Source organism: Rheinheimera sp. B2H12, from assembly GCF_059620065.1.
Genome location: NZ_CM184363.1, coordinates 1,025,278 through 1,043,826 on the forward strand (window position 1 = coordinate 1,025,278; position 18,549 = coordinate 1,043,826).

Annotated in this window: 20 protein-coding genes; 19 read left to right on the forward strand and 1 reads right to left on the reverse strand. The window is 49.7% G+C overall.

Features of this window, described 5'->3' with window-relative positions; translation table 11 throughout:
• Nucleotides 1-12: 12 nt before the first annotated feature.
• Nucleotides 13-843, reverse strand: a complete 831-nt coding sequence (locus AC53GJ_RS04540) for a class I SAM-dependent methyltransferase (RefSeq protein ID WP_496731351.1) — start codon at nucleotides 841-843, stop codon at nucleotides 13-15.
• Between the two features lie 214 nt (nucleotides 844-1,057).
• On the opposite strand from AC53GJ_RS04540, the gene trmJ reads away from it, so the two are divergent.
• The 19 genes from trmJ (at nucleotide 1,058) to AC53GJ_RS04635 (ending at nucleotide 18,543) form a co-directional block, all read left to right on the forward strand.
• Nucleotides 1,058-1,789, forward strand: a complete 732-nt coding sequence (trmJ, locus tag AC53GJ_RS04545; RefSeq protein ID WP_496731352.1) for a tRNA (cytosine(32)/uridine(32)-2'-O)-methyltransferase TrmJ — start codon at nucleotides 1,058-1,060, stop codon at nucleotides 1,787-1,789.
• A gap of 69 nt (nucleotides 1,790-1,858) precedes the next feature.
• Nucleotides 1,859-2,668, forward strand: coding sequence for a serine O-acetyltransferase (cysE, locus tag AC53GJ_RS04550; RefSeq protein WP_496732763.1), 810 nt, complete (start codon nucleotides 1,859-1,861; stop codon nucleotides 2,666-2,668).
• A 120-nt stretch (nucleotides 2,669-2,788) separates the two neighbouring features.
• On the forward strand, nucleotides 2,789-3,271 hold the full coding sequence (gene iscR, locus AC53GJ_RS04555) for a Fe-S cluster assembly transcriptional regulator IscR (RefSeq protein ID WP_496731353.1): 483 nt from the start codon (nucleotides 2,789-2,791) through the stop codon (nucleotides 3,269-3,271).
• Between the two features lie 19 nt (nucleotides 3,272-3,290).
• Nucleotides 3,291-4,505 (forward strand): IscS subfamily cysteine desulfurase, encoded by a 1,215-nt coding sequence (locus AC53GJ_RS04560; RefSeq protein WP_496731354.1) that lies wholly within the window; start codon nucleotides 3,291-3,293, stop codon nucleotides 4,503-4,505.
• Between the two features lie 73 nt (nucleotides 4,506-4,578).
• Nucleotides 4,579-4,962: a Fe-S cluster assembly scaffold IscU gene (gene iscU, locus AC53GJ_RS04565; RefSeq protein WP_496731355.1), complete on the forward strand. Its 384-nt coding sequence runs from the start codon at nucleotides 4,579-4,581 to the stop codon at nucleotides 4,960-4,962.
• A gap of 6 nt (nucleotides 4,963-4,968) precedes the next feature.
• Nucleotides 4,969-5,292 carry an iron-sulfur cluster assembly protein IscA gene (gene iscA / locus AC53GJ_RS04570; protein WP_496731356.1) on the forward strand — a complete coding sequence of 108 codons (324 nt, stop codon included), beginning with the start codon at nucleotides 4,969-4,971 and terminating at the stop codon, nucleotides 5,290-5,292.
• A gap of 12 nt (nucleotides 5,293-5,304) precedes the next feature.
• Complete coding sequence (gene hscB, locus AC53GJ_RS04575) at nucleotides 5,305-5,829, forward strand: co-chaperone HscB (RefSeq protein WP_496731357.1); 525 nt, start codon at nucleotides 5,305-5,307, stop codon at nucleotides 5,827-5,829.
• A gap of 8 nt (nucleotides 5,830-5,837) precedes the next feature.
• Complete coding sequence (gene hscA / locus AC53GJ_RS04580; RefSeq protein ID WP_496731358.1) at nucleotides 5,838-7,694, forward strand: Fe-S protein assembly chaperone HscA; 1,857 nt, start codon at nucleotides 5,838-5,840, stop codon at nucleotides 7,692-7,694.
• A gap of 1 nt (nucleotide 7,695) precedes the next feature.
• Complete coding sequence (gene fdx, locus AC53GJ_RS04585; RefSeq protein WP_496731359.1) at nucleotides 7,696-8,034, forward strand: ISC system 2Fe-2S type ferredoxin; 339 nt, start codon at nucleotides 7,696-7,698, stop codon at nucleotides 8,032-8,034.
• 232 nt (nucleotides 8,035-8,266) lie between these two features.
• The gene (locus tag AC53GJ_RS04590) at nucleotides 8,267-9,397 is read left to right on the forward strand and encodes a porin (protein WP_496731360.1); all 1,131 of its coding nucleotides are present in this window, start codon (nucleotides 8,267-8,269) and stop codon (nucleotides 9,395-9,397) included.
• Nucleotides 9,398-9,466: 69 nt separating this feature from the next.
• Entirely contained in the window at nucleotides 9,467-10,540 is a 1,074-nt protein-coding gene (locus tag AC53GJ_RS04595; RefSeq protein ID WP_496731361.1) for a porin, read from the forward strand.
• Between the two features lie 15 nt (nucleotides 10,541-10,555).
• Nucleotides 10,556-10,969: a type 2 periplasmic-binding domain-containing protein gene (locus AC53GJ_RS04600; protein WP_496731362.1), complete on the forward strand. Its 414-nt coding sequence runs from the start codon at nucleotides 10,556-10,558 to the stop codon at nucleotides 10,967-10,969.
• 347 nt (nucleotides 10,970-11,316) lie between these two features.
• The gene (gene ndk, locus AC53GJ_RS04605) at nucleotides 11,317-11,748 is read left to right on the forward strand and encodes a nucleoside-diphosphate kinase (protein WP_496732764.1); all 432 of its coding nucleotides are present in this window, start codon (nucleotides 11,317-11,319) and stop codon (nucleotides 11,746-11,748) included.
• A gap of 209 nt (nucleotides 11,749-11,957) precedes the next feature.
• A complete protein-coding gene (gene rlmN, locus AC53GJ_RS04610) occupies nucleotides 11,958-13,082 on the forward strand; it encodes a dual-specificity RNA methyltransferase RlmN (protein WP_496731363.1) in 1,125 nt (374 codons plus the stop codon).
• 69 nt (nucleotides 13,083-13,151) lie between these two features.
• The gene (gene pilW / locus AC53GJ_RS04615; RefSeq protein ID WP_496731364.1) at nucleotides 13,152-14,363 is read left to right on the forward strand and encodes a type IV pilus biogenesis/stability protein PilW; all 1,212 of its coding nucleotides are present in this window, start codon (nucleotides 13,152-13,154) and stop codon (nucleotides 14,361-14,363) included.
• Nucleotides 14,360-15,424 carry a RodZ domain-containing protein gene (locus tag AC53GJ_RS04620; RefSeq protein WP_496731365.1) on the forward strand — a complete coding sequence of 355 codons (1,065 nt, stop codon included), beginning with the start codon at nucleotides 14,360-14,362 and terminating at the stop codon, nucleotides 15,422-15,424. Before pilW ends, AC53GJ_RS04620 begins: the two co-directional genes overlap by 4 nt.
• A 1-nt stretch (nucleotide 15,425) precedes the next feature.
• Nucleotides 15,426-16,538 (forward strand): flavodoxin-dependent (E)-4-hydroxy-3-methylbut-2-enyl-diphosphate synthase, encoded by a 1,113-nt coding sequence (gene ispG, locus AC53GJ_RS04625; RefSeq protein ID WP_496731366.1) that lies wholly within the window; start codon nucleotides 15,426-15,428, stop codon nucleotides 16,536-16,538.
• 83 nt (nucleotides 16,539-16,621) lie between these two features.
• A complete protein-coding gene (gene hisS, locus AC53GJ_RS04630; protein ID WP_496731367.1) occupies nucleotides 16,622-17,893 on the forward strand; it encodes a histidine--tRNA ligase in 1,272 nt (423 codons plus the stop codon).
• Between the two features lie 11 nt (nucleotides 17,894-17,904).
• Nucleotides 17,905-18,543, forward strand: coding sequence for a YfgM family protein (locus AC53GJ_RS04635; RefSeq protein WP_496731368.1), 639 nt, complete (start codon nucleotides 17,905-17,907; stop codon nucleotides 18,541-18,543).
• Nucleotides 18,544-18,549 lie beyond the last annotated feature (6 nt).

Genomic DNA, 18,549 nt, shown 5'->3' on the forward strand with positions numbered 1-18,549 from the left:
AGGTTATTAAAATTATTGAGCTTTTGGTTTACGGAATTTCAAGGTCATCCGGTCGCTTTCACCAATAGCCAGATATTTTGCTTTGTCCTGCTCTTTCAGGGCCAGAGACGGCGGTAAAGTCCAGACGCCTTGTGGATGATCGGCAGTGTCTTTCGGGTTGGCATTGACTTCACTGGTGCCTTCGAGCACAAAACCAGCTTCTTCCGCCAGTTTGATGGCCAGGCTTTGTGGCATATAGCCTGACTTGGTCCAGTCAGTATTGAGTTTTGCTGCCGGTAAACGGTGTTCCACCACGCCCAGCACGCCGCCTGGTTTTAAGGCGGCATAAAAGCTTTTATAAGCATTGAGCAGGCTTTCATCGCCTTTTTGCATATACCAGTTGTGCAGGTTACGGAAGGTCAGCACGACATCGGCCGAACCTGCCGGTGCGACTTCATAACCGGCTGTCGGCGCAAAACCAGTCACTGTCACCGCACTGTAAATAGGGTCAGCGGCCAGCTTTTCGATAAAAGCGGCACGGGATTTTTTGGCGTAATCAGAAGTGGCATCGGCAGGCTGGTGGGCGGCGTAATATTTGCCTTCAGCTTTTAATAACGGCGCCAGAATCTCGGTATACCAGCCTGAACCTGGTGAAATTTCAACCACGCTACTTTTTGGCGTCACTTCAAAGAAGCTTAAGGTTTCTACCGGATGGCGATGTACATCGCGGGCTTTATTGCTACTGCTGCGGACCGGATGATTGACCGCTGCTTTGATGGCAGCTTCATCGGCCTGGACAATAAAACTTGGTGCGGCGGAAAATAACAGGGTGGACATGACAACGAACGGGGTCAAAGCTTTCATGCGTTAGATCCTTATTGTTGAGAAGGCGCTAGTTTAGCAAAGCTGTCCCAGCTTTGCAGTGACAAACTGATATTTGTCACTGATGATACGACCAGTCGGTTTTTTCTGAAAAACGGATGTCCGGACTGCTGAATTTACTGCACAGCTGGCATTTCCTTATGCTAAAATGCCGCTCTTTTTTCAGTCGCTATGCTTTTTTTCGGGATGTTACTGTATGACAGATCAAATCCGCATCGTGCTGGTTGGCACCACCCATACCGGCAATATGGGCTCAGTGGCCCGGGCGATGAAAACCATGGGTTTGAGCCAGTTGGTGCTGGTATCGCCAAAAGAATTGCCTGATGGTCAGGCCTATGCCTTAGCAGCCGGTGCCAGTGAAGTGCTGGCCAAAGCGCGGGTGGTGGATAATCTGGCGGAGGCCATCAGTGATTGTGGTTTAATTGTCGGTGCCAGTGCCCGTTCCCGCACCTTATCCTGGCCTATGCTGGAACCCCGTGAATGTGGCGAAAAAGCGGTGCTTGAGGCCAAACAAAAACCGGTGGCGCTGGTGTTTGGTCGGGAAAGCAGTGGTCTGAGCAATGAAGAATTACAGTTATGTAATTACCATGTCTGTATTCCGGCCAATCCTGAATATAGCTCGCTGAATCTGGCTATGGCCGTGCAGATTGTGGCTTATGAAGTGCGGGTGGCGACTTTGGCGCAGCGTGTCGTCCAGCCCGAGATTGAACAAGCGCAATATCCAAGCTCAGAACAGATGGAACGGTTTTATCTGCATCTGGAACAAACGCTGAACGATACCGGTTTTATTATCAAACAGCATCCAGGCGTGGTGATGACCAAATTAAAAAGATTGTTTACCCGGGCGCGGCCGGAAGAGGCTGAGTTAAATATTTTGCGCGGGATCCTGACATCCATCCAGCGTAAGCAGCAACAACAGCCCGAATAACTCTGTAGCCATGGTTTCAGGACCTGGCAGAAGATTGCAAAGTAACGCCAACTGGCAAAGGACAGGATGATGTTTGCAGGTATCAGAGAAGACATTAAAAGTGTATTTGAGCGAGATCCGGCGGCGCGCAGTTTTTTCGAAGTGCTGACTAATTATCCGGGCCTGCATGCCATTTGGTGGCACCGCTTGAACCACAAGCTTTGGACCGCAGGCTGGAAATGGCTGGCGCGGTTTTTAAGCACCATTGCCCGTTGGCTGACCGGCGTAGAAATTCATCCGGGCGCCCGCATCGGTCGCCGTTTTTTTATTGACCACGGCATGGGCGTGGTGATCGGTGAAACTGCTGAAATTGGCGATGATGTCACTTTGTATCACGGTGTGACTTTAGGCGGCACCAGTTGGAATCCGGGTAAACGTCACCCGACGCTTGGCAATAATGTGGTGATTGGTGCCGGCGCCAAAGTGCTGGGGCCGTTGTACGTTGGCGAAAATGCCCGGATTGGTTCGAATGCAGTGGTGGTGAAAGATGTGCCCTCGGGGGCCACTGTGGTCGGTATTCCGGGTCGGATCGTCGCCAAGCAAGACGCCAGCGTCAGTGAGCAGCGGCAGCATCTGGCGAAAAAGTTTGGTTTTGACGCTTATGCGGTTGCCAGTGACAATCCGGACCCGGTGGCCAATGCCATTGGCCGGATGCTGGATCATATTCATTGTCTGGATAACAAAGTGGCCGAGCTGTGTCAGAGCATTAATGAGCTTGGCGGCAATGTCTGCCAGGCTGTGCCGGCAATGGATATTAAAGATGAAGCCTTTCTGGCCGCCGAGCGGGAAGCGGCAGAACAGCGCCGTAAGGCGCACGAAGAATTTGATCCGACCATTTAACAGCGCCAGCTGTGCTTGCTGTCAGCAATACCTGACTGTTTTAGTCGGATTAATACTTGACTAAATCAGTCAGGAATGTACAATTTGCGCCATTCTGTGGTCAAAGTTCAGGACATCAAGATGAGGTTAACATCAAAAGGACGTTATGCGGTTACTGCAATGCTGGATGTTGCCTTGCATACCAATAGCGGCCCAGTGCCACTGGCCGATATTTCGGCGCGGCAGGAAATTTCCTTATCTTATCTTGAACAATTATTTGCCCGGTTACGTAAACAGGGTCTGGTCTGCAGTGTCCGCGGCCCCGGTGGTGGTTACCAGTTGGGTCGGCCTGCCAGTGAAATCTCAGTTTCTGAAGTGATCAGTGCTGTCGATGAATCTGTCGATGCCACCCGTTGCCAGGGCAAATCAGATTGCCAGGGCGGCGCTAAGTGTCTGACCCACAGTTTGTGGAGTGACCTGAGTACCCGGATTGAAGATTTTCTGACCCAAATCACTTTGGGCGAATTGGTCAGCCAGAATGATATTCAGCGTGTGGCCAAGCGGCAGGACAGCCGCAAGTTAAAGAACCCTGACACTGAAATTGAAGTCAGCTGCCAGTTGTAAACAGCAGACGGAGCAGAACATGAAGCTACCTATTTATTTAGATTACGCCGCCACGACACCTGTCGACCCAAGGGTTGCGGAAAAAATGATGCAATATTTGACGATGGATGGTCAGTTTGGTAACCCGGCTTCCCGCTCGCACCGTTTTGGCTGGCAGGCAGAAGAAGCAGTAGAAATCGCCCGTAGTCAGATTGCTGATTTAGTGCAGGCCGATCCACGTGAAATCGTATTTACTTCAGGCGCAACCGAATCAAACAACCTTGCTATCAAAGGTGCAGCGCAGTTTTACCATAAAAAGGGTAAACACCTGATCACCTGCAAAACTGAACACAAAGCGACGCTGGATACCATGCGGGCGCTGGAGCGTGAAGGTTTTGAAGTGACCTATCTGGATGTAGAAGCTGATGGCTTGCTGGATCTGGACAAACTAACCGCCGCTATTCGCCCTGATACTACGGTGATCAGCGTGATGATGGTGAACAATGAAATTGGTGTGATCCAGGATATCGCCGCTATTGGTGAACTGTGCCGCAGTAAAGGCATCGTTTTTCATGTCGATGCCGCTCAGGCTGCAGGCAAAGTCGACATTGACCTCGGTACCTTAAAAGTCGATTTAATGTCGTTCTCTGCGCATAAAATTTATGGTCCTAAAGGCATAGGTGCACTGTATGTGCGACGCAAGCCTCGTATTCGGTTAGAAGCGCAAACGCACGGTGGTGGTCATGAACGCGGTATGCGTTCAGGTACTTTACCAACGCATCAGATTGTTGCTATGGGCGAAGCATTCCGGATTGCCAAAGAAGAAATGGCTGCCGAGAACGCGCGTTTTGCCGTGTTACGTCAGCGTTTACTGGATGGCGTGAAAGACATCGAACAGGTGTTTTTAAATGGTCACCCGGACCAACGGGTTCCAGGTATTACCAATATCAGCTTTAACTATGTTGAAGGTGAGTCGCTGATTATGGCACTGAAAGATATTGCAGTGTCTTCAGGTTCAGCCTGTACTTCTGCCAGTCTGGAGCCTTCGTACGTGTTGCGGGCGCTGGGCTTAACCGATGAACTGGCGCACAGTTCAATCCGTTTCAGTATCGGCCGGTTTACCACTGAAGAACAGATTGACCACACCATTAAAATTGTCCACGAAGCTATTGATAAACTTCGGGCTATGTCGCCGCTGTGGGACATGTACAAAGACGGTATCGATTTAAATACAGTGGCCTGGGTGGCACACTGATCCAATCCGGACAGGTTCACCCTTTGGCGCCCGTGCCAGTCGCGGGCTGTGCAGATTAACGAGGTAAAGCACCATGGCATACAGCGAAAAAGTCATTGATCACTACGAAAACCCGCGCAACGTTGGCGGTTTTGCTAAAGATGATCCAACAGTAGCCACCGGTATGGTCGGCGCACCGGCTTGCGGCGACGTGATGAAGTTGCAGATCAAAGTGAATGCCGAAGGTATCATTGAAGATGCCAAATTCAAAACTTATGGCTGTGGTAGCGCTATTGCGTCCAGTTCACTGGTGACTGAATGGGTGAAAGGCAAAAGCCTGGATGAAGCAGCCCAGATTAAAAACACCGACATCGCACAGGAACTGGCATTGCCACCGGTAAAAATTCACTGCTCAATTCTGGCTGAAGACGCGATTAAAGCAGCGATCGCAGATTATAAAACCCGGCACGGGGGCTGAGACATTATGGCGATTTCGATGACAGCAGCGGCTGCTGACCGGGTTCGCAGCTTTCTCAGCAACAGAGGCAAAGGCATTGGCTTACGGGTCGGTGTCAAAACCACTGGCTGTTCAGGTTTGGCTTATGTGCTGGAGTTTGTCGATGAACTCAATGAAGATGATCAGGTGTTTGCACATGACGATCTGAAGTTGATCGTCGATGGCAAAAGCCTGGTTTATATCGACGGTACCCAGCTGGATTTTGTCAAAGAAGGCCTGAACGAAGGTTTTCAGTTTAACAACCCCAACGTCAATGGCGAATGTGGGTGTGGTGAAAGTTTTACTGTGTAATCTGGCGGTCTGATGAACTATTTCCAGCTGTTTCAGCTGCCAGCTCAGTTTGAGCTGGATTTAACTGAACTGGGTACCCGTTATTTAGCGCTGCAACGGAATTTTCATCCGGACAATTTTGCTGCTGGTTCCGAGCGGGACCGGCTGTTGGCGGTCCAACAAGCGGCCAATATCAACGACGCTTATCACAGTCTGAAACAACCTTTACTCAGAGCCGAACATCTGTTGGCACTGCGTGGCGTGAAAATCAGCCATGAGCAACGTAGTTTTACTGATACTGTATTTTTAATGCAGCAGATGGAATTACGTGAGTTATTGGCTGATATTCTGCATTCCAGCGATCCTTATGTCTTGATCGACGAAGCAGAACAACAAATTCAAATGCAAAAAAAGCTGTTACTCAGACAGTTAGCCGAAGCACTTGCCGCTAATCAGCACGAGCAGGATTTACTGGCGGCTGATATAATCCGCAAACTTAAATTTTTCTTTAAACTGCAGCAAGAGCTGGAGTTAACTGAACAGCAACTACAAGACTAAATCCCATTATGGCTTTATTACAAATCGCTGAACCCGGCCAAAGCGCCGCGCCGCATCAACATAAGTTAGCGGCTGGTATCGATCTTGGCACCACTAACTCACTGGTCGCCACTGTGCGCAGTGGTGAAGTCAGTACGCTGTCAAATGCTGCTGGCGAAGATATGGTGCCTTCCGTGGTGCGTTATACCGCTGACCAGGTGGTCGTTGGCAAAACGGCGATGGCTGCGGCGGTGGCTGATCCGGAAAATACCATAATTTCAGTCAAACGCCTGATGGGACGCGGTTATCAGGAAACCCAGGCCCAAAGTCAGAAATTACCGTACCGGCTGGTTGATCAGCAAGGTTTGGTGGCGATTGACACTGTGCAGGGCATTAAAAATCCGGTCGAAGTGTCGGCAGAAATCCTGGCGACCCTGGCCGATACTGCCAGTCAGACGCTGGGAGGTGAACTCACTGGTGTCGTGATTACCGTGCCAGCCTATTTTGATGATGCCCAACGTCAGGCCACTAAAGATGCGGCGCGTCTGGCGGGTCTGAATGTGTTGCGGCTGCTCAATGAGCCGACAGCGGCAGCGCTGGCTTATGGCCTGGATTCAGGTCAGGAAGGGGTGGTTGCGGTTTATGATTTAGGCGGCGGCACCTTTGATATTTCCATTTTGCGGCTCAAGCGCGGTGTATTTGAAGTCATGGCCACAGGCGGTGACTCAGCACTTGGCGGTGATGATTTTGATCATGCCATTGTCAGTTGGTTGCAGCAGCAAAGCGGCGAAACAGAACTAAGCCATCAAAGCCTGCGTCAGCATTTGCAACTGGCCAGAAGTTTGAAAGAGCAACTCACCACGGCTGACAGTGTCAGTTTTGAATTAACCACCGCCAGTGGAGCCCTGGCGTTGACGTTAAGCCGGGAGAAATTCGACAGCCTGGTGCTGCAACTGGTCAGAAAAACCATTCGGGCTTGTAAACAAAGTTTGCGTGATGCTGCTATCGAGGCGGCAGATGTCGTCAAAGTGGTATTAGTGGGCGGCTCGACCAGGGTCCCTTTGGTGCGTCGTCAGGTGGCAGAGTTTTTCGCCACTGAACCACTGACGTCGATTGATCCGGATAAAGTCGTGGCCATTGGCGCCGCTATTCAGGCCAACGTGCTGGTTGGCAATAAATCGGACACAGATACGTTATTACTCGATGTGATCCCGCTGTCGTTAGGGCTGGAAACTATGGGGGGGTTGGTGGAGAAAATCATTCCACGCAATACCGTGATCCCGGTTGCCAGAGCCCAGGAGTTCACCACCTTTAAAGATGGCCAGACCGCAATGTCGCTGCATGTGCTGCAAGGTGAGCGCGAGCTGGTGGCGGATTGCCGTTCGCTGGCACAATTTAATCTGACCAATATCCCGCCAATGGCTGCTGGTGGGGCGCATATTCGGGTGACGTTCCAGGTCGATGCCGATGGTTTACTCAGCGTCACGGCGCAGGAAAAGTCCAGTGGCGTCAGTGCCAGTATTCAGGTGAAACCTTCTTATGGTTTATCGGATGATCAAGTGGCGACGATGATCCAAAGCTCAATGCAATACGCCAGACAAGATATGCAATTGCGGTTATTGCGTGAACAGCAGGTTGAAGCCAGTCGGGTGTTTGAAGCTGTCAGCGCTGCTATTGCCGCCGATGCGCATCTGTTGTCTGCCAGCGAGTTACAACAAATTGAACAGGCATTGTCGGCATTACAGCAACTGAGCCTGAGCGATGATACTGCCGCCATTAAAGCGGCTATTGATCAGACCAATCATATCACCGACGAGTTTGCCGCCCGCCGGATGGACCATTCAATCCGGCAAGCCCTGCAAGGGCACAAAGTTGACGAGGTGTAACATGCCACAAATTATCTTTTTACCCCATGCTGAACTTTGCCCGGATGGCGCAGCTTTATCTGCCGAAAAAGGCGAGACTGTGCTGGATGTAGCGCTGCGCAACGGGATTGCAATTGAGCACGCTTGTGAGAAATCCTGTGCCTGTACCACTTGCCATGTCATAGTGCGGGAAGGTTTTCGCAGTCTGAATGAAAGTGATGAACTGGAAGAAGACATGCTGGATAAAGCCTGGGGCTTAGAACCAGAATCGCGTTTAGGCTGCCAGGCCCGGATCGCCGATGAAGATCTGGTGGTTGAGATCCCAAAATACACTGTAAACATGGTCAGTGAAGGTCATTAATCTGCTTTACCCCCACCTTTGTTAACTAAATAGGTCCAGCCTGATCGGTCTGGACCTGTAATTAGTACATTTTGTTCACATCATTGTAAATCACTGAAACTTAATATAAAGTTCGCCGCCTGTTATTTTTAGCATTTCAGGGAACTAAATTTATAGTTCTGAATTCGCTGGTTTTTTTTAAGTTGTTGACTACGCTAGTCATAGCTGAGCTCATTTTGACAGGAGATTTTTAATGAACAAAACCAGGTTAGCAACCCTCGTTGCCTTAACTTGTTACGCCGGTGTCGCTGCCGCTGAAGTCACCATTAATGGTTTTGCTTCGATCAAAGCTGGTATGGCCAGCAATGGCGATACACTGTATGGCTACACCGATGAAATCGACTTTAAAAATGAAAGTTTGTTTGCGGTGCAGGTGCAATCCGATCTGGGGGAAAAACTGTCAGTGACAGCTCAGTTGCTGGCGCGTGGTGTGAATGATTTTGACGCTGAATTTGAATGGGCTTTCCTGACCTATCAAATTAACGAAAGCTGGCGGTTAAATGCCGGCCGGCTGCGCACGCCATTTTATAAGTACTCGGATTTTCGTGACGTAGGTTATGCCTATGACTGGCTCAGGACGCCACAAAGTGTCTATGACTTAGGCTTTAATACCATTGAAGGTTTGTCCTTGTACCACAGTACCAGCTTGGGCGATATTCAATCCAATCTGCAATTTGTGTTTGGTGCGTATGACGGTGATGCCCGGGTGTTAGGCACTCAGGCGCCTGCGCAAATTGACCAGATCACCGGCATCAGTTGGGAACTTAGCCAGGATTGGATTGCCTTTCGGCTGGCTTATTTGATTGGCGATGTCAGTATTCAGTCTGATGGCTTAACAAAAAATGTGTTAAATCCGCTCAATGCATTAGGTTTAACTGCTGTAGCCAAAGACATTGATTTTGATAAAGACCAGGGCAGTTTTTTCGGTTTGGGTCTGAATATTGACCGCAATGACTGGTTACTGGTCACCGAATACACCCATGTTGAAGTCAAAGACAGCTTTTATGCCGATCAAGACTCTTATTATGTTTCACTCGGTCATCGTTTTGGCAGTTACACCCCTTATGTCTCATTTGAAAAAGATGATGATGCCGCCAAACCTGAAATTTATGCCGGATTACCGGCGCAATTGCCACCTCAGTTAACAGGTGGCGTGAAAGGGCTGGTCGACAGCCAGTTTTTTGATAACAACACCTGGAACCTGGGTTTAAGGTATGACTTCCACCCATCCGCTGCCTTCAAAGTGCAATACAGCTGGGCAGAAGATCAAACCACCAAACGCAAAGACAACCTAATAGCGTTGGGCGTTGATTTAGTGTTCTAACTTGGCAGCACCATGGCGACTGCCATGGTTTGTTTCGTGCCGTGACCCTGACAACTCTGAGGGACTGCTATGAAAAAAGTATTACTTGTGACCGCAATTGCTGCTTGTTTCAGTTCATTGGCCCAGGCTGAGGTGGACGTTTCTGGTTTCGCTTCCGTGGCCGGTGGTAAAGTGTTAAGTGGCACCGGGGTGCCGGGTTTTGTTGGCCCGACTTTCCTGGCTACTTATCCAACTGTTGCCGTGTATGAGGAAGAATGGAGCTTTAAACCTGACTCCAAGTTTGGTTTGCAGTTTTCGGCAGATTTAACTGAAGGCTTGTCAGCCACAGCCCAGCTCGTCGGGCGCGGCGCTGATGATTTTGATGCTGGGTTTGAGTGGGCTTATTTATCTTATGAGCTCAATGAACACTGGACCATTCAGGCTGGGAAAAAACGTCTGCCGCTGTATTATTATTCTGATTTTTTTGATGTCAGTTATGCCTACCTCTGGGTTCGGCCACCAGCAGATAACTATACCTGGCAGATTTTTAATTACACCGGGATTAATGCGCAGTTTAATTATCAGCTCAGTGATTGGACCCTCAGCGGCAATATTTATACCGGCAGTGAAGATGATGGTTCCAACAAATTATTGTCAGACTATTTTTTCAAACAGCCGGTACGGGAAATCTGGGAAAATATTATTGGCGGTGTGTTGAGTCTGAATCGGGACTGGCTGGATTTGCGTTTGACTTATATGACTTATGAGAACCGACGTTTTATCAGTGATCAACCCAGACTCTGGAACAACGGCACTGATACTAGACGGGGTAAGTTTATGGGCTTTTCCGCCAATATAGACTACAACAACTGGATTTTATTAAGTGAAGTCAACCGGTTAACTCTGGAAGGTGATGATTTGGATACTTATCTGGTGTCGGCCGGATACCGGATTGGTCAATGGACCCCTTATGTCGTGTATTCCGATTTTGATGCCAGTGGCGAAGTGCACGATACCACCAGTGTTGGTGTACGCTGGGATTTTCATAATTCAGCTGCGTTTAAACTGCAATTTGATAAAGTGGATGACCTGATCAATGCAGATCATCCAGGTGTCGCCGGTGACAGTAAAGCCATCACTTTTGGCATCGATTTAGTTTTTTAAAGTTTGGAGATAACCATGCATTGGTATAAAGCTTTGACCCTGACAATGGCCCTGGCTGTAAGTTCGGTATCTGCAGAGGTCGCCGTCATTGTTCACCCATCGAATGCTGCCACTTTGGAGCAGGCAGAAATTGCCAGATTGTTTACCGGGCGTGGCACCACGTTTAACAATGGCAGTAAAGCAACAGCTTTGAATCTGGCCGAAGCGGCGCCAGCCCGCACTGAATTTGATAGCAAAGTATTGAATAAGTCTTCCAGTCAAATGAAAGCTTTTTGGTCAAAACTGGTGTTCACCGGTAAAGGTACCCCCCCAAAAGAGCTGCCATCGGATGCTGAGATGAAAGCTGCAGTGGCGGCTGATGCCAGTGCCATTGGTTACATTGATGCTGCAGCAGTAGACGCATCAGTCAAGGTGGTTGCGAAGTTCTGACCTGTCACAGCACACTTAGCTTATTAACAAAAACCACTTCAACTGAAGTGGTTTTTCATCTGGTGCGCCGGGCACGGACGGTACAGCCTTGCGGTCGGGAACAAGCGAGGCTGCATCGTGGCTGGTCAGAATTGACGTGGACTAAGGAGCCAGCAGCAAAAGCACTGGCAGTATTGTCATATCCATCGCAGATAATTCGGCAGGCGCGCAAACAGGGGCTGAGATGAGCAGTTTGGCTGTGAGGATGAGCCCTGGTACGGATGGCTGCAAAACCGTAGGCAATCTGATTGCAATAGCGTATAATTCGCGGCCGCTAAATTTTAACCAAGTTATTAAGGGAGTCCATGATGGCCTTAGAACGTACTTTTTCAATCGTAAAACCTGATGCAGTTGCCAAAAACCATATCGGTGCAATCTATAACCGTTTTGAATCTGCTGGTCTGCGTATTGTTGCTGCTAAAATGCTGCAACTGAGCCGTGAACAAGCTGAAGGTTTCTACGCTGAGCACAAAGAGCGTCCATTCTTCAACGCTTTAGTTTCTTTCATGACCTCTGGCCCAGTGATGGTTCAGGTACTGGAAGGTGAAGACGCAGTGCGCAAAAACCGCGAAATCATGGGTGCGACCAATCCAAAAGACGCTGCTGCCGGTACTTTACGTGCTGACTATGCTGCCAGCATCGATGAAAACGCTGTCCACGGTTCTGACGCTGCTGCTTCAGCTGCCCGTGAAATTGCTTACTTCTTCACTGAAGCCGAGCTGTGTGCCCGTATTCGTTAATTTGACTGCCGGGACGCCGCATTGTGCTGGCAACCCTGGTGAGCAAAACTAAGTAAAGGGGGCACAGCCCCCTTTCTGTCTATCTGTACTTAGATGAAGCTGTATTTAGCTGAACCCGGTGTGATTTGGTTTGTTTCTGGATGGTTCGATAGTGACAGATGCAAACCAAATCAAGCCGTAACTACCTGATGTTGCCCGAGGAGACCCTGATGACCCAGGCCGAAAATAAAATTAATCTGTTAGATCTGACCCGTGAACAGATGAAGGAATTATTGGTGTCGCTGGGTGAAAAAGCCTTTCGGGCAGACCAGCTGATGAAATGGATTTATCATTTCTGTGTTGATGATTTTGATAAAATGACCAACATCAACAAAGTATTACGCGATAAATTAAAACAGCGTTGTGTGATTGAAGCGCCCCATGTGGTGACGCGGCAAGATAGTGCGGATGGTACTATTAAGTTTGTCATGGGCCTGAAAGGCGGTCAGGAAGTCGAAACCGTCTGGATCCCGGAAAAAGACCGGCGTACTTTGTGTGTCTCGTCGCAAGTCGGTTGTGCGCTGGATTGTTCTTTTTGCTCCACGGCCCAGCAGGGCTTTAACCGTAATCTGACGGTGGCTGAAATTATTGGTCAGGTCTGGCGGGTCAGTCAGATTATTGGTTCTTATGGCGATACCGGTGAAAAACCAGTCACCAACGTGGTGATGATGGGGATGGGCGAACCGCTGCTGAACCTCAATAACGTGGTGCCGGCACTGGAACTGATGATGGAAGACTTTGGTTTTGGTTTATCCAAGCGCCGGGTTACGCTCAGTACTTCTGGCGTGGTACCTGCGCTGGATTTATTGAAAGAAAAAATTGATGTCGCGCTGGCAATTTCATTGCATGCACCAAATAATGAGTTGCGCGACCAGTTGGTACCGGTCAATAAAAAATATCCGATGGAAGAGTTTCTCGCGTCAGCGAAACGATATGTGCAGGATTCGCGGGCCAATGATAAAGTGACAGTTGAATATGTCATGCTTGAAGGTATTAATGACAGTATGGAGCAAGCGCATCAGTTGGCACATGCGCTGCGTGATACGCCATCGAAAATAAATTTGATCCCGTTTAATCCTTACCCGGGTTCACCTTATAAGAGATCCAGCAATTCCAGGATAGACCGCTTTAATAAAGTGCTGCAAGAACATGGATTTGTTGTCATAGTACGCAAGACTCGTGGTGACGATATTGATGCAGCCTGTGGTCAGTTGGTTGGTGATGTGATTGACAGAACCAAGCGACTGGTAAAAAAACAGCTGAAAGGCGAGGCGATTTCAGTAAAAATAGTGTGATCATTAAAGGATGCGTGGCAAAGAATGCAATTTAACCGGGTAGCTGTTTCGGCTTTGTTGGTAGCGCTGATGTCAGGGTGCGTTTCACAATCGACCTTGGTTGAGACCAATCGTATTGCGCAGCCACGCACTGATATGACAGAAGCTGCCCGCACCCGGATGTCACTCGGACTGAATTATCTGCAACGCGGTGATACTTCGCAGGCGAAATATAATCTGGAAAAAGCCAGTCAACTGGCGCCAGATTTGGCGGAAATTGACAATGCCATTGCCTATTATTACCAGCAGGTGGGTGAAGCAGAGCTGGCGGAAAAGTCCTATCGCCAGTCCTTACGCAAAGATGGTGATAATCCAGATACACTGAATAACTTTGGCGTGTTTTTATGTCAGTTGCAGAAGTATCAGGAGGCGACCAGCCTGCTGCAAAAAGCCATTAAAAATCCTGCTTATATCCGGGTGGCCGACAGTTATGAAAACCTGGCTTTTTGTGCCGTGGCGCAGCAACAATATCCGCAATACCAACAGTATCTGCGCCAATCGCTCGCGCACAATAGCAACAGAGTGTCTGCCGTCTATCTGATGGCTGAATTCAGTTATGCCAGCAGTGATTTAGCGGAAGCGAAAAAGTGGAGTTCGCGGTTGGAACAGTTGGGCGAGCGCTCGGCTCCTGCCACTTTGTTGCAATATTTACTCGCCAGACAGACCGGTGATGTGGTGGCACAGCAAAGCGCTGAAAAGTTTTTGACCACAGTCCATCCACAAAGCGAAGAAAGTCTGATGCTACACCAGCAGGATTTAGCGCAAAGCCGACCGGAAAAATTACGTCAGGCTTATCAAACCAGTTTGTTGCAAACCGGTGCTGGCACCAGCCCGGCAACGTCGTCTGCCAAGCCGAAATTAAAAGTGATTAAACGCAAAGTGCCTGCCACTGCCAGCGCTGGACAACTGCAACATCAGGTGCAGGACGGTGAAACTTTATTCAGTATTGCCAGTCAATATCGATTAACCGTATCAGAACTGCAACAACTGAATCAACTGGCAGACACTGCAGTAGTCACGGCCGGACAACAACTGCAGTTGCCCGTTGTCAAACAGCCGGACGGGCAGCTGGCAGCGCCTGCGAGTTATAGGGTGCAAGAAGGCGATACCTTGTTCAGTATCGCTTATAAATTTAATCTTGAGTTAGCCAGTTTATTACAATGGAATCAGATGACTGCTGCGACCCAGCTCACATCTGGTCAGACTATTATTCTCCGGGATCCCGCATTGTCTTCATTATGAATACTGTAGCCGAACAACATGCCGACAGCGTCGGCGCCATTTTACGCCAAAGCCGCGAGGCGAAAGGCCTGACGACAGCTCAGGTCGCCAAACAGCTGAACCTGAAAGTCAGCGTCATTGAGCAAATCGAAGCTGAGCAATGGGACCCCGCGATGTCGATGACCTTTATGCGGGGTTATTTGCGTGCTTATGCCCGTTTGATGAAATTATCAGAACGAGAAATTTTGCAGGCCTTTGAATTGCAAGCCGCTTATCTGCGCAGTCAGCCAAGACCCATGCACAGCTTCTCGAAAAAAACCAGTCTGGATGCGGCGGAAAACCGCTTTATGCTGGCGACTTATCTGCTGATTGTGCTGCTAATTGGTTTATTTTTGATTTGGTTCTGGCAAACCCATTTACTGGATGATACGCCGGTCTCTGTGGTGCCGGCTTATCAGGTGCCAGAGCAGACCGGCACCGACAGCAATTTAAGCACTCAGCCAACTGAGCAAACTGCCGCATCAACCCTTGAGGTTGCGCCGACGCCAATGGCGCAAACCAATAGCACAACGGAGCAGGCGACAGCGCCACTGAACGACACCCAGCCTGTCGCAGCGAGTCAAGGCAATACCACTGCAACGGCAGCGGTTGAGAGCACAACAGAGCAGCCGGCCACTACGGGCTCGCCGGCAGAACTGAACAGCAACTCCAGCACAGTTGCCACAGCAACCACAGTGCTGGATACGGCTGCATCGACTGAACCTGCGCAGTCAACAGCAATGCCTCTGCCAGAAAGCGCAAACCCAGCGGCTGGCACCGGCACCACAGCTGCTGGCGCGGCTAGCTTGCAACTGGAATTTAGCGCTGATTGCTGGTTAGAAGTTTATGATAACAACAATCAGCGGCTGGCTTATGGTAACCAGGCCGCCGGCAAACAGCTGGTATTACAAGGGCAGTTACCATTTCGCCTGAAGCTGGGCAATCCGCCTGCCGCCAGCATGAAACTCAATGACGTGGTTGTCGACCTGTCCGGTTATCCAGCTGGCCGGGTTGCTCGTATTACTTTAACTGGACAGCTTTAATATGTTTGCAGCAAGCCCTATTGTCAGACGTCAATCCAAACAAATCCGGGTTGGGAATGTGCTTATTGGTGGCGATGCACCGGTCGCGGTGCAGTCGATGACCAACACCAGAACCACCGATGTGGATGCGACAGTGGCGCAGATCCAGGCGATTGCCAAAGCTGGCGCTGATTTAGTCCGGGTGTCAGTCCCGACGATGGAAGCGGCAGAAGCCTTTAAACTGATTAAACAACAATCGCCCATTCCATTGGTGGCGGATATTCATTTTGATTACCGTATTGCCCTGAAAGTCGCGGAGTATGGCGTAGATTGTCTGCGCATTAACCCGGGCAATATAGGCCGGGAAGATCGGATCCGTGCTGTTGTCGATGCAGCACGTGATTACAATATTCCGATCCGGATCGGTGTCAATGGCGGTTCGTTAGAAGCAGATTTACAGGAAAAATACGGCGAGCCAACACCGGAAGCCTTGGTAGAATCGGCGATGCGACATGTCGACATTCTGGACCGGTTGAATTTTGATAACTTTAAAGTCAGTGTCAAAGCTTCTGATGTATTTCTGGCGGTCGGCGCTTATCGTTTGCTGGCAAAACAGATTATTCAGCCGTTGCATTTGGGCATTACCGAGGCCGGTGGTTTACGCGCGGGCTCGGTGAAGTCGGCCATCGGCCTTGGCATGCTGCTGGCGGAAGGTATTGGTGATACTATCCGCATTTCATTGGCGGCAGATCCGGTCGAGGAAGTGAAAGTCGCTTTTGATATCCTGAAATCATTGCGTATCCGTTCGCGTGGCATTAATTTTATTGCTTGTCCGAGTTGCTCGCGGCAAGAGTTTGATGTGATTAAAACCATGAACGAGCTGGAGCAGCGGCTGGAAGATGTGATCGATCCGCTGACTGTATCTGTGATAGGGTGCGTGGTGAATGGCCCGGGTGAAGCATTAATTTCTGACCTAGGTGTGGCCGGTGCCAATCGCAAAAGTGGTTTTTATCTGAAAGGCGAACGGCAAAAACTGCGCATTGATAACGAAAGTGTGGCAGAACAATTAGAACAGCAGGTTCGGCTTTATCTGGCGCAGCAAAAGCAACTTATTGATATTAAACAAGTTGAATGATTGCTTTTGCGAAGCGTAAGTCTATTCAGGGCCAGTGCGGTACAGCGCTGGCTGATTATTTAGTTTTTAGTTGAGTACAGCACGTGTCAAAAGAAATTCAAGCCATCCGCGGGATGAACGATTGCCTGCCGCAGGATACCCCCGTCTGGCAATATGTTGAGCAGATGATCCGCCAGACCGTCAGCAGTTACGGCTACGATGAAATCCGTTTCCCGATTGTGGAAATGACCGAACTGTTTAAACGTTCTATTGGTGAAGTCACTGATATCGTTGAAAAAGAGATGTATACCTTTGAAGACCGCAACGGTGACAGCCTGACCCTGCGTCCGGAAGGCACTGCCTGCTGTGTGCGGGCTGGTAATCAGCATGGCCTGTTATACAACCAGGAACAGCGGTTGTGGTATATGGGCCCGATGTTCCGGCATGAACGGCCACAAAAAGGCCGCTATCGTCAGTTCCACCAGTTTGGTCTGGAAGCTTTTGGCATGCAGGGTCCGGATATTGATGCCGAAGTGATTCTGCTGACCGCGCGTTTGTGGCAACAGCTGGGGTTATTGCCTTATGTCAAACTGGAACTGAACTCACTGGGGTCTAATGCGGCCCGCGCTGCTTATCGTGATAAATTAGTGGCTTATCTGGAGCAGCATCAAGATTTGCTCGATGAAGACAGTCAGCGTCGTTTACACAGCAATCCGCTGCGGGTGTTGGATAGTAAAAATCCGGCGATGGCAGAGATGCTGGCCAAGGCGCCGCAGTTGCTGGATCACCTGGATGAAGAATCTGCCACCCACTTGGCGGGATTAACGCAACGGCTGACCGCCGCTGGTATCCCTTTTGAAATCAATCCACGTTTAGTGCGTGGCTTGGATTATTACAACCGTACCGTATTTGAGTGGGTCACCACCAACCTCGGTTCACAAGGCACCGTCTGTGCCGGTGGTCGTTATGATGGCCTGGTGGAACAACTCGGCGGTAAGGCGACGCCTGCTGTTGGTTTTGCCATGGGCATGGAACGGCTGGTGTTATTGCTGCAAAGTCTGGACTTAGTGCCGGCAGTCAGTAACAATGCCGATTTTTACCTGATGCCTTTGGGCGAAGCTGCGGAACTTGCTGCAGTTTCTGTTGCCGAACAGCTGCGAAAACTTTTGCCGGGCAAAAGAGTCGTGATGCATTGCGGTGGTGGTAACCTGAAAAAACAATTAAAACGCGCTGATAAATCCGGTGCTGAACTTGGCTTATTACTGGGTGACACTGAACTGGCTGCCGGTCAGATCACCCTGAAATGGCTCAGAACAGAACAACCCCAACAAACAGTCGCAATTTCTGAACTGGCCGCCGTGCTGTTGCAGTCTTAATGGAGTGATGGATGGAAATTTATAGCAACGAAGAACAACAAGTCGAAGCGCTGAAAAGATTTTGGAAACAGAATGGTATGTCTATTCTGGCGGGTATTGCCATTGGTTTGGCTGGTTTATACGGTTTTCGTCATTACCAGGCCAATCAGCTCGCGCAAATTGAAGCGCAGTCTTCGCAATATGCCAACCTGATTGAGCAAAACAGTGCTGAAGGCGCTGATAAAAAAGCCTGGTTAGTGGCGGCGCAAACTTTTATTGAAGCAAATAGTGGCAGTAATTATGCCGTACTGACGGCGTTGCTGGCGGCCAAAGAAGCGGCTTTTGCCAAAGATTTCGCCGTGGCAGAAAAGCAACTGAGCTGGGTGCTGGCCAATACCAAAGCGCCGGAACTGCTGGCAGTAGCGACGTTACGGCTGGCGCGGGTGCAAACTGAACAAGCCAACTATCCGGCGGCGTTAAAAACGCTGGAAGCGAAATTACCGGAAAGCTTTGTTGCCCAGCAGCAAGAGCTGAAAGGCGATGTGCTGGTCAAGTCAGGGGATGAAGTGAAAGCTAAAGCGGCCTATTTAGCTGCACTGGCCGCCGCTGAAGCCGGTAAAAACCCACTGTTACAGGTGAAATTGAACGAACTGGCCCATGTTGCTGGTTAAGAGGTC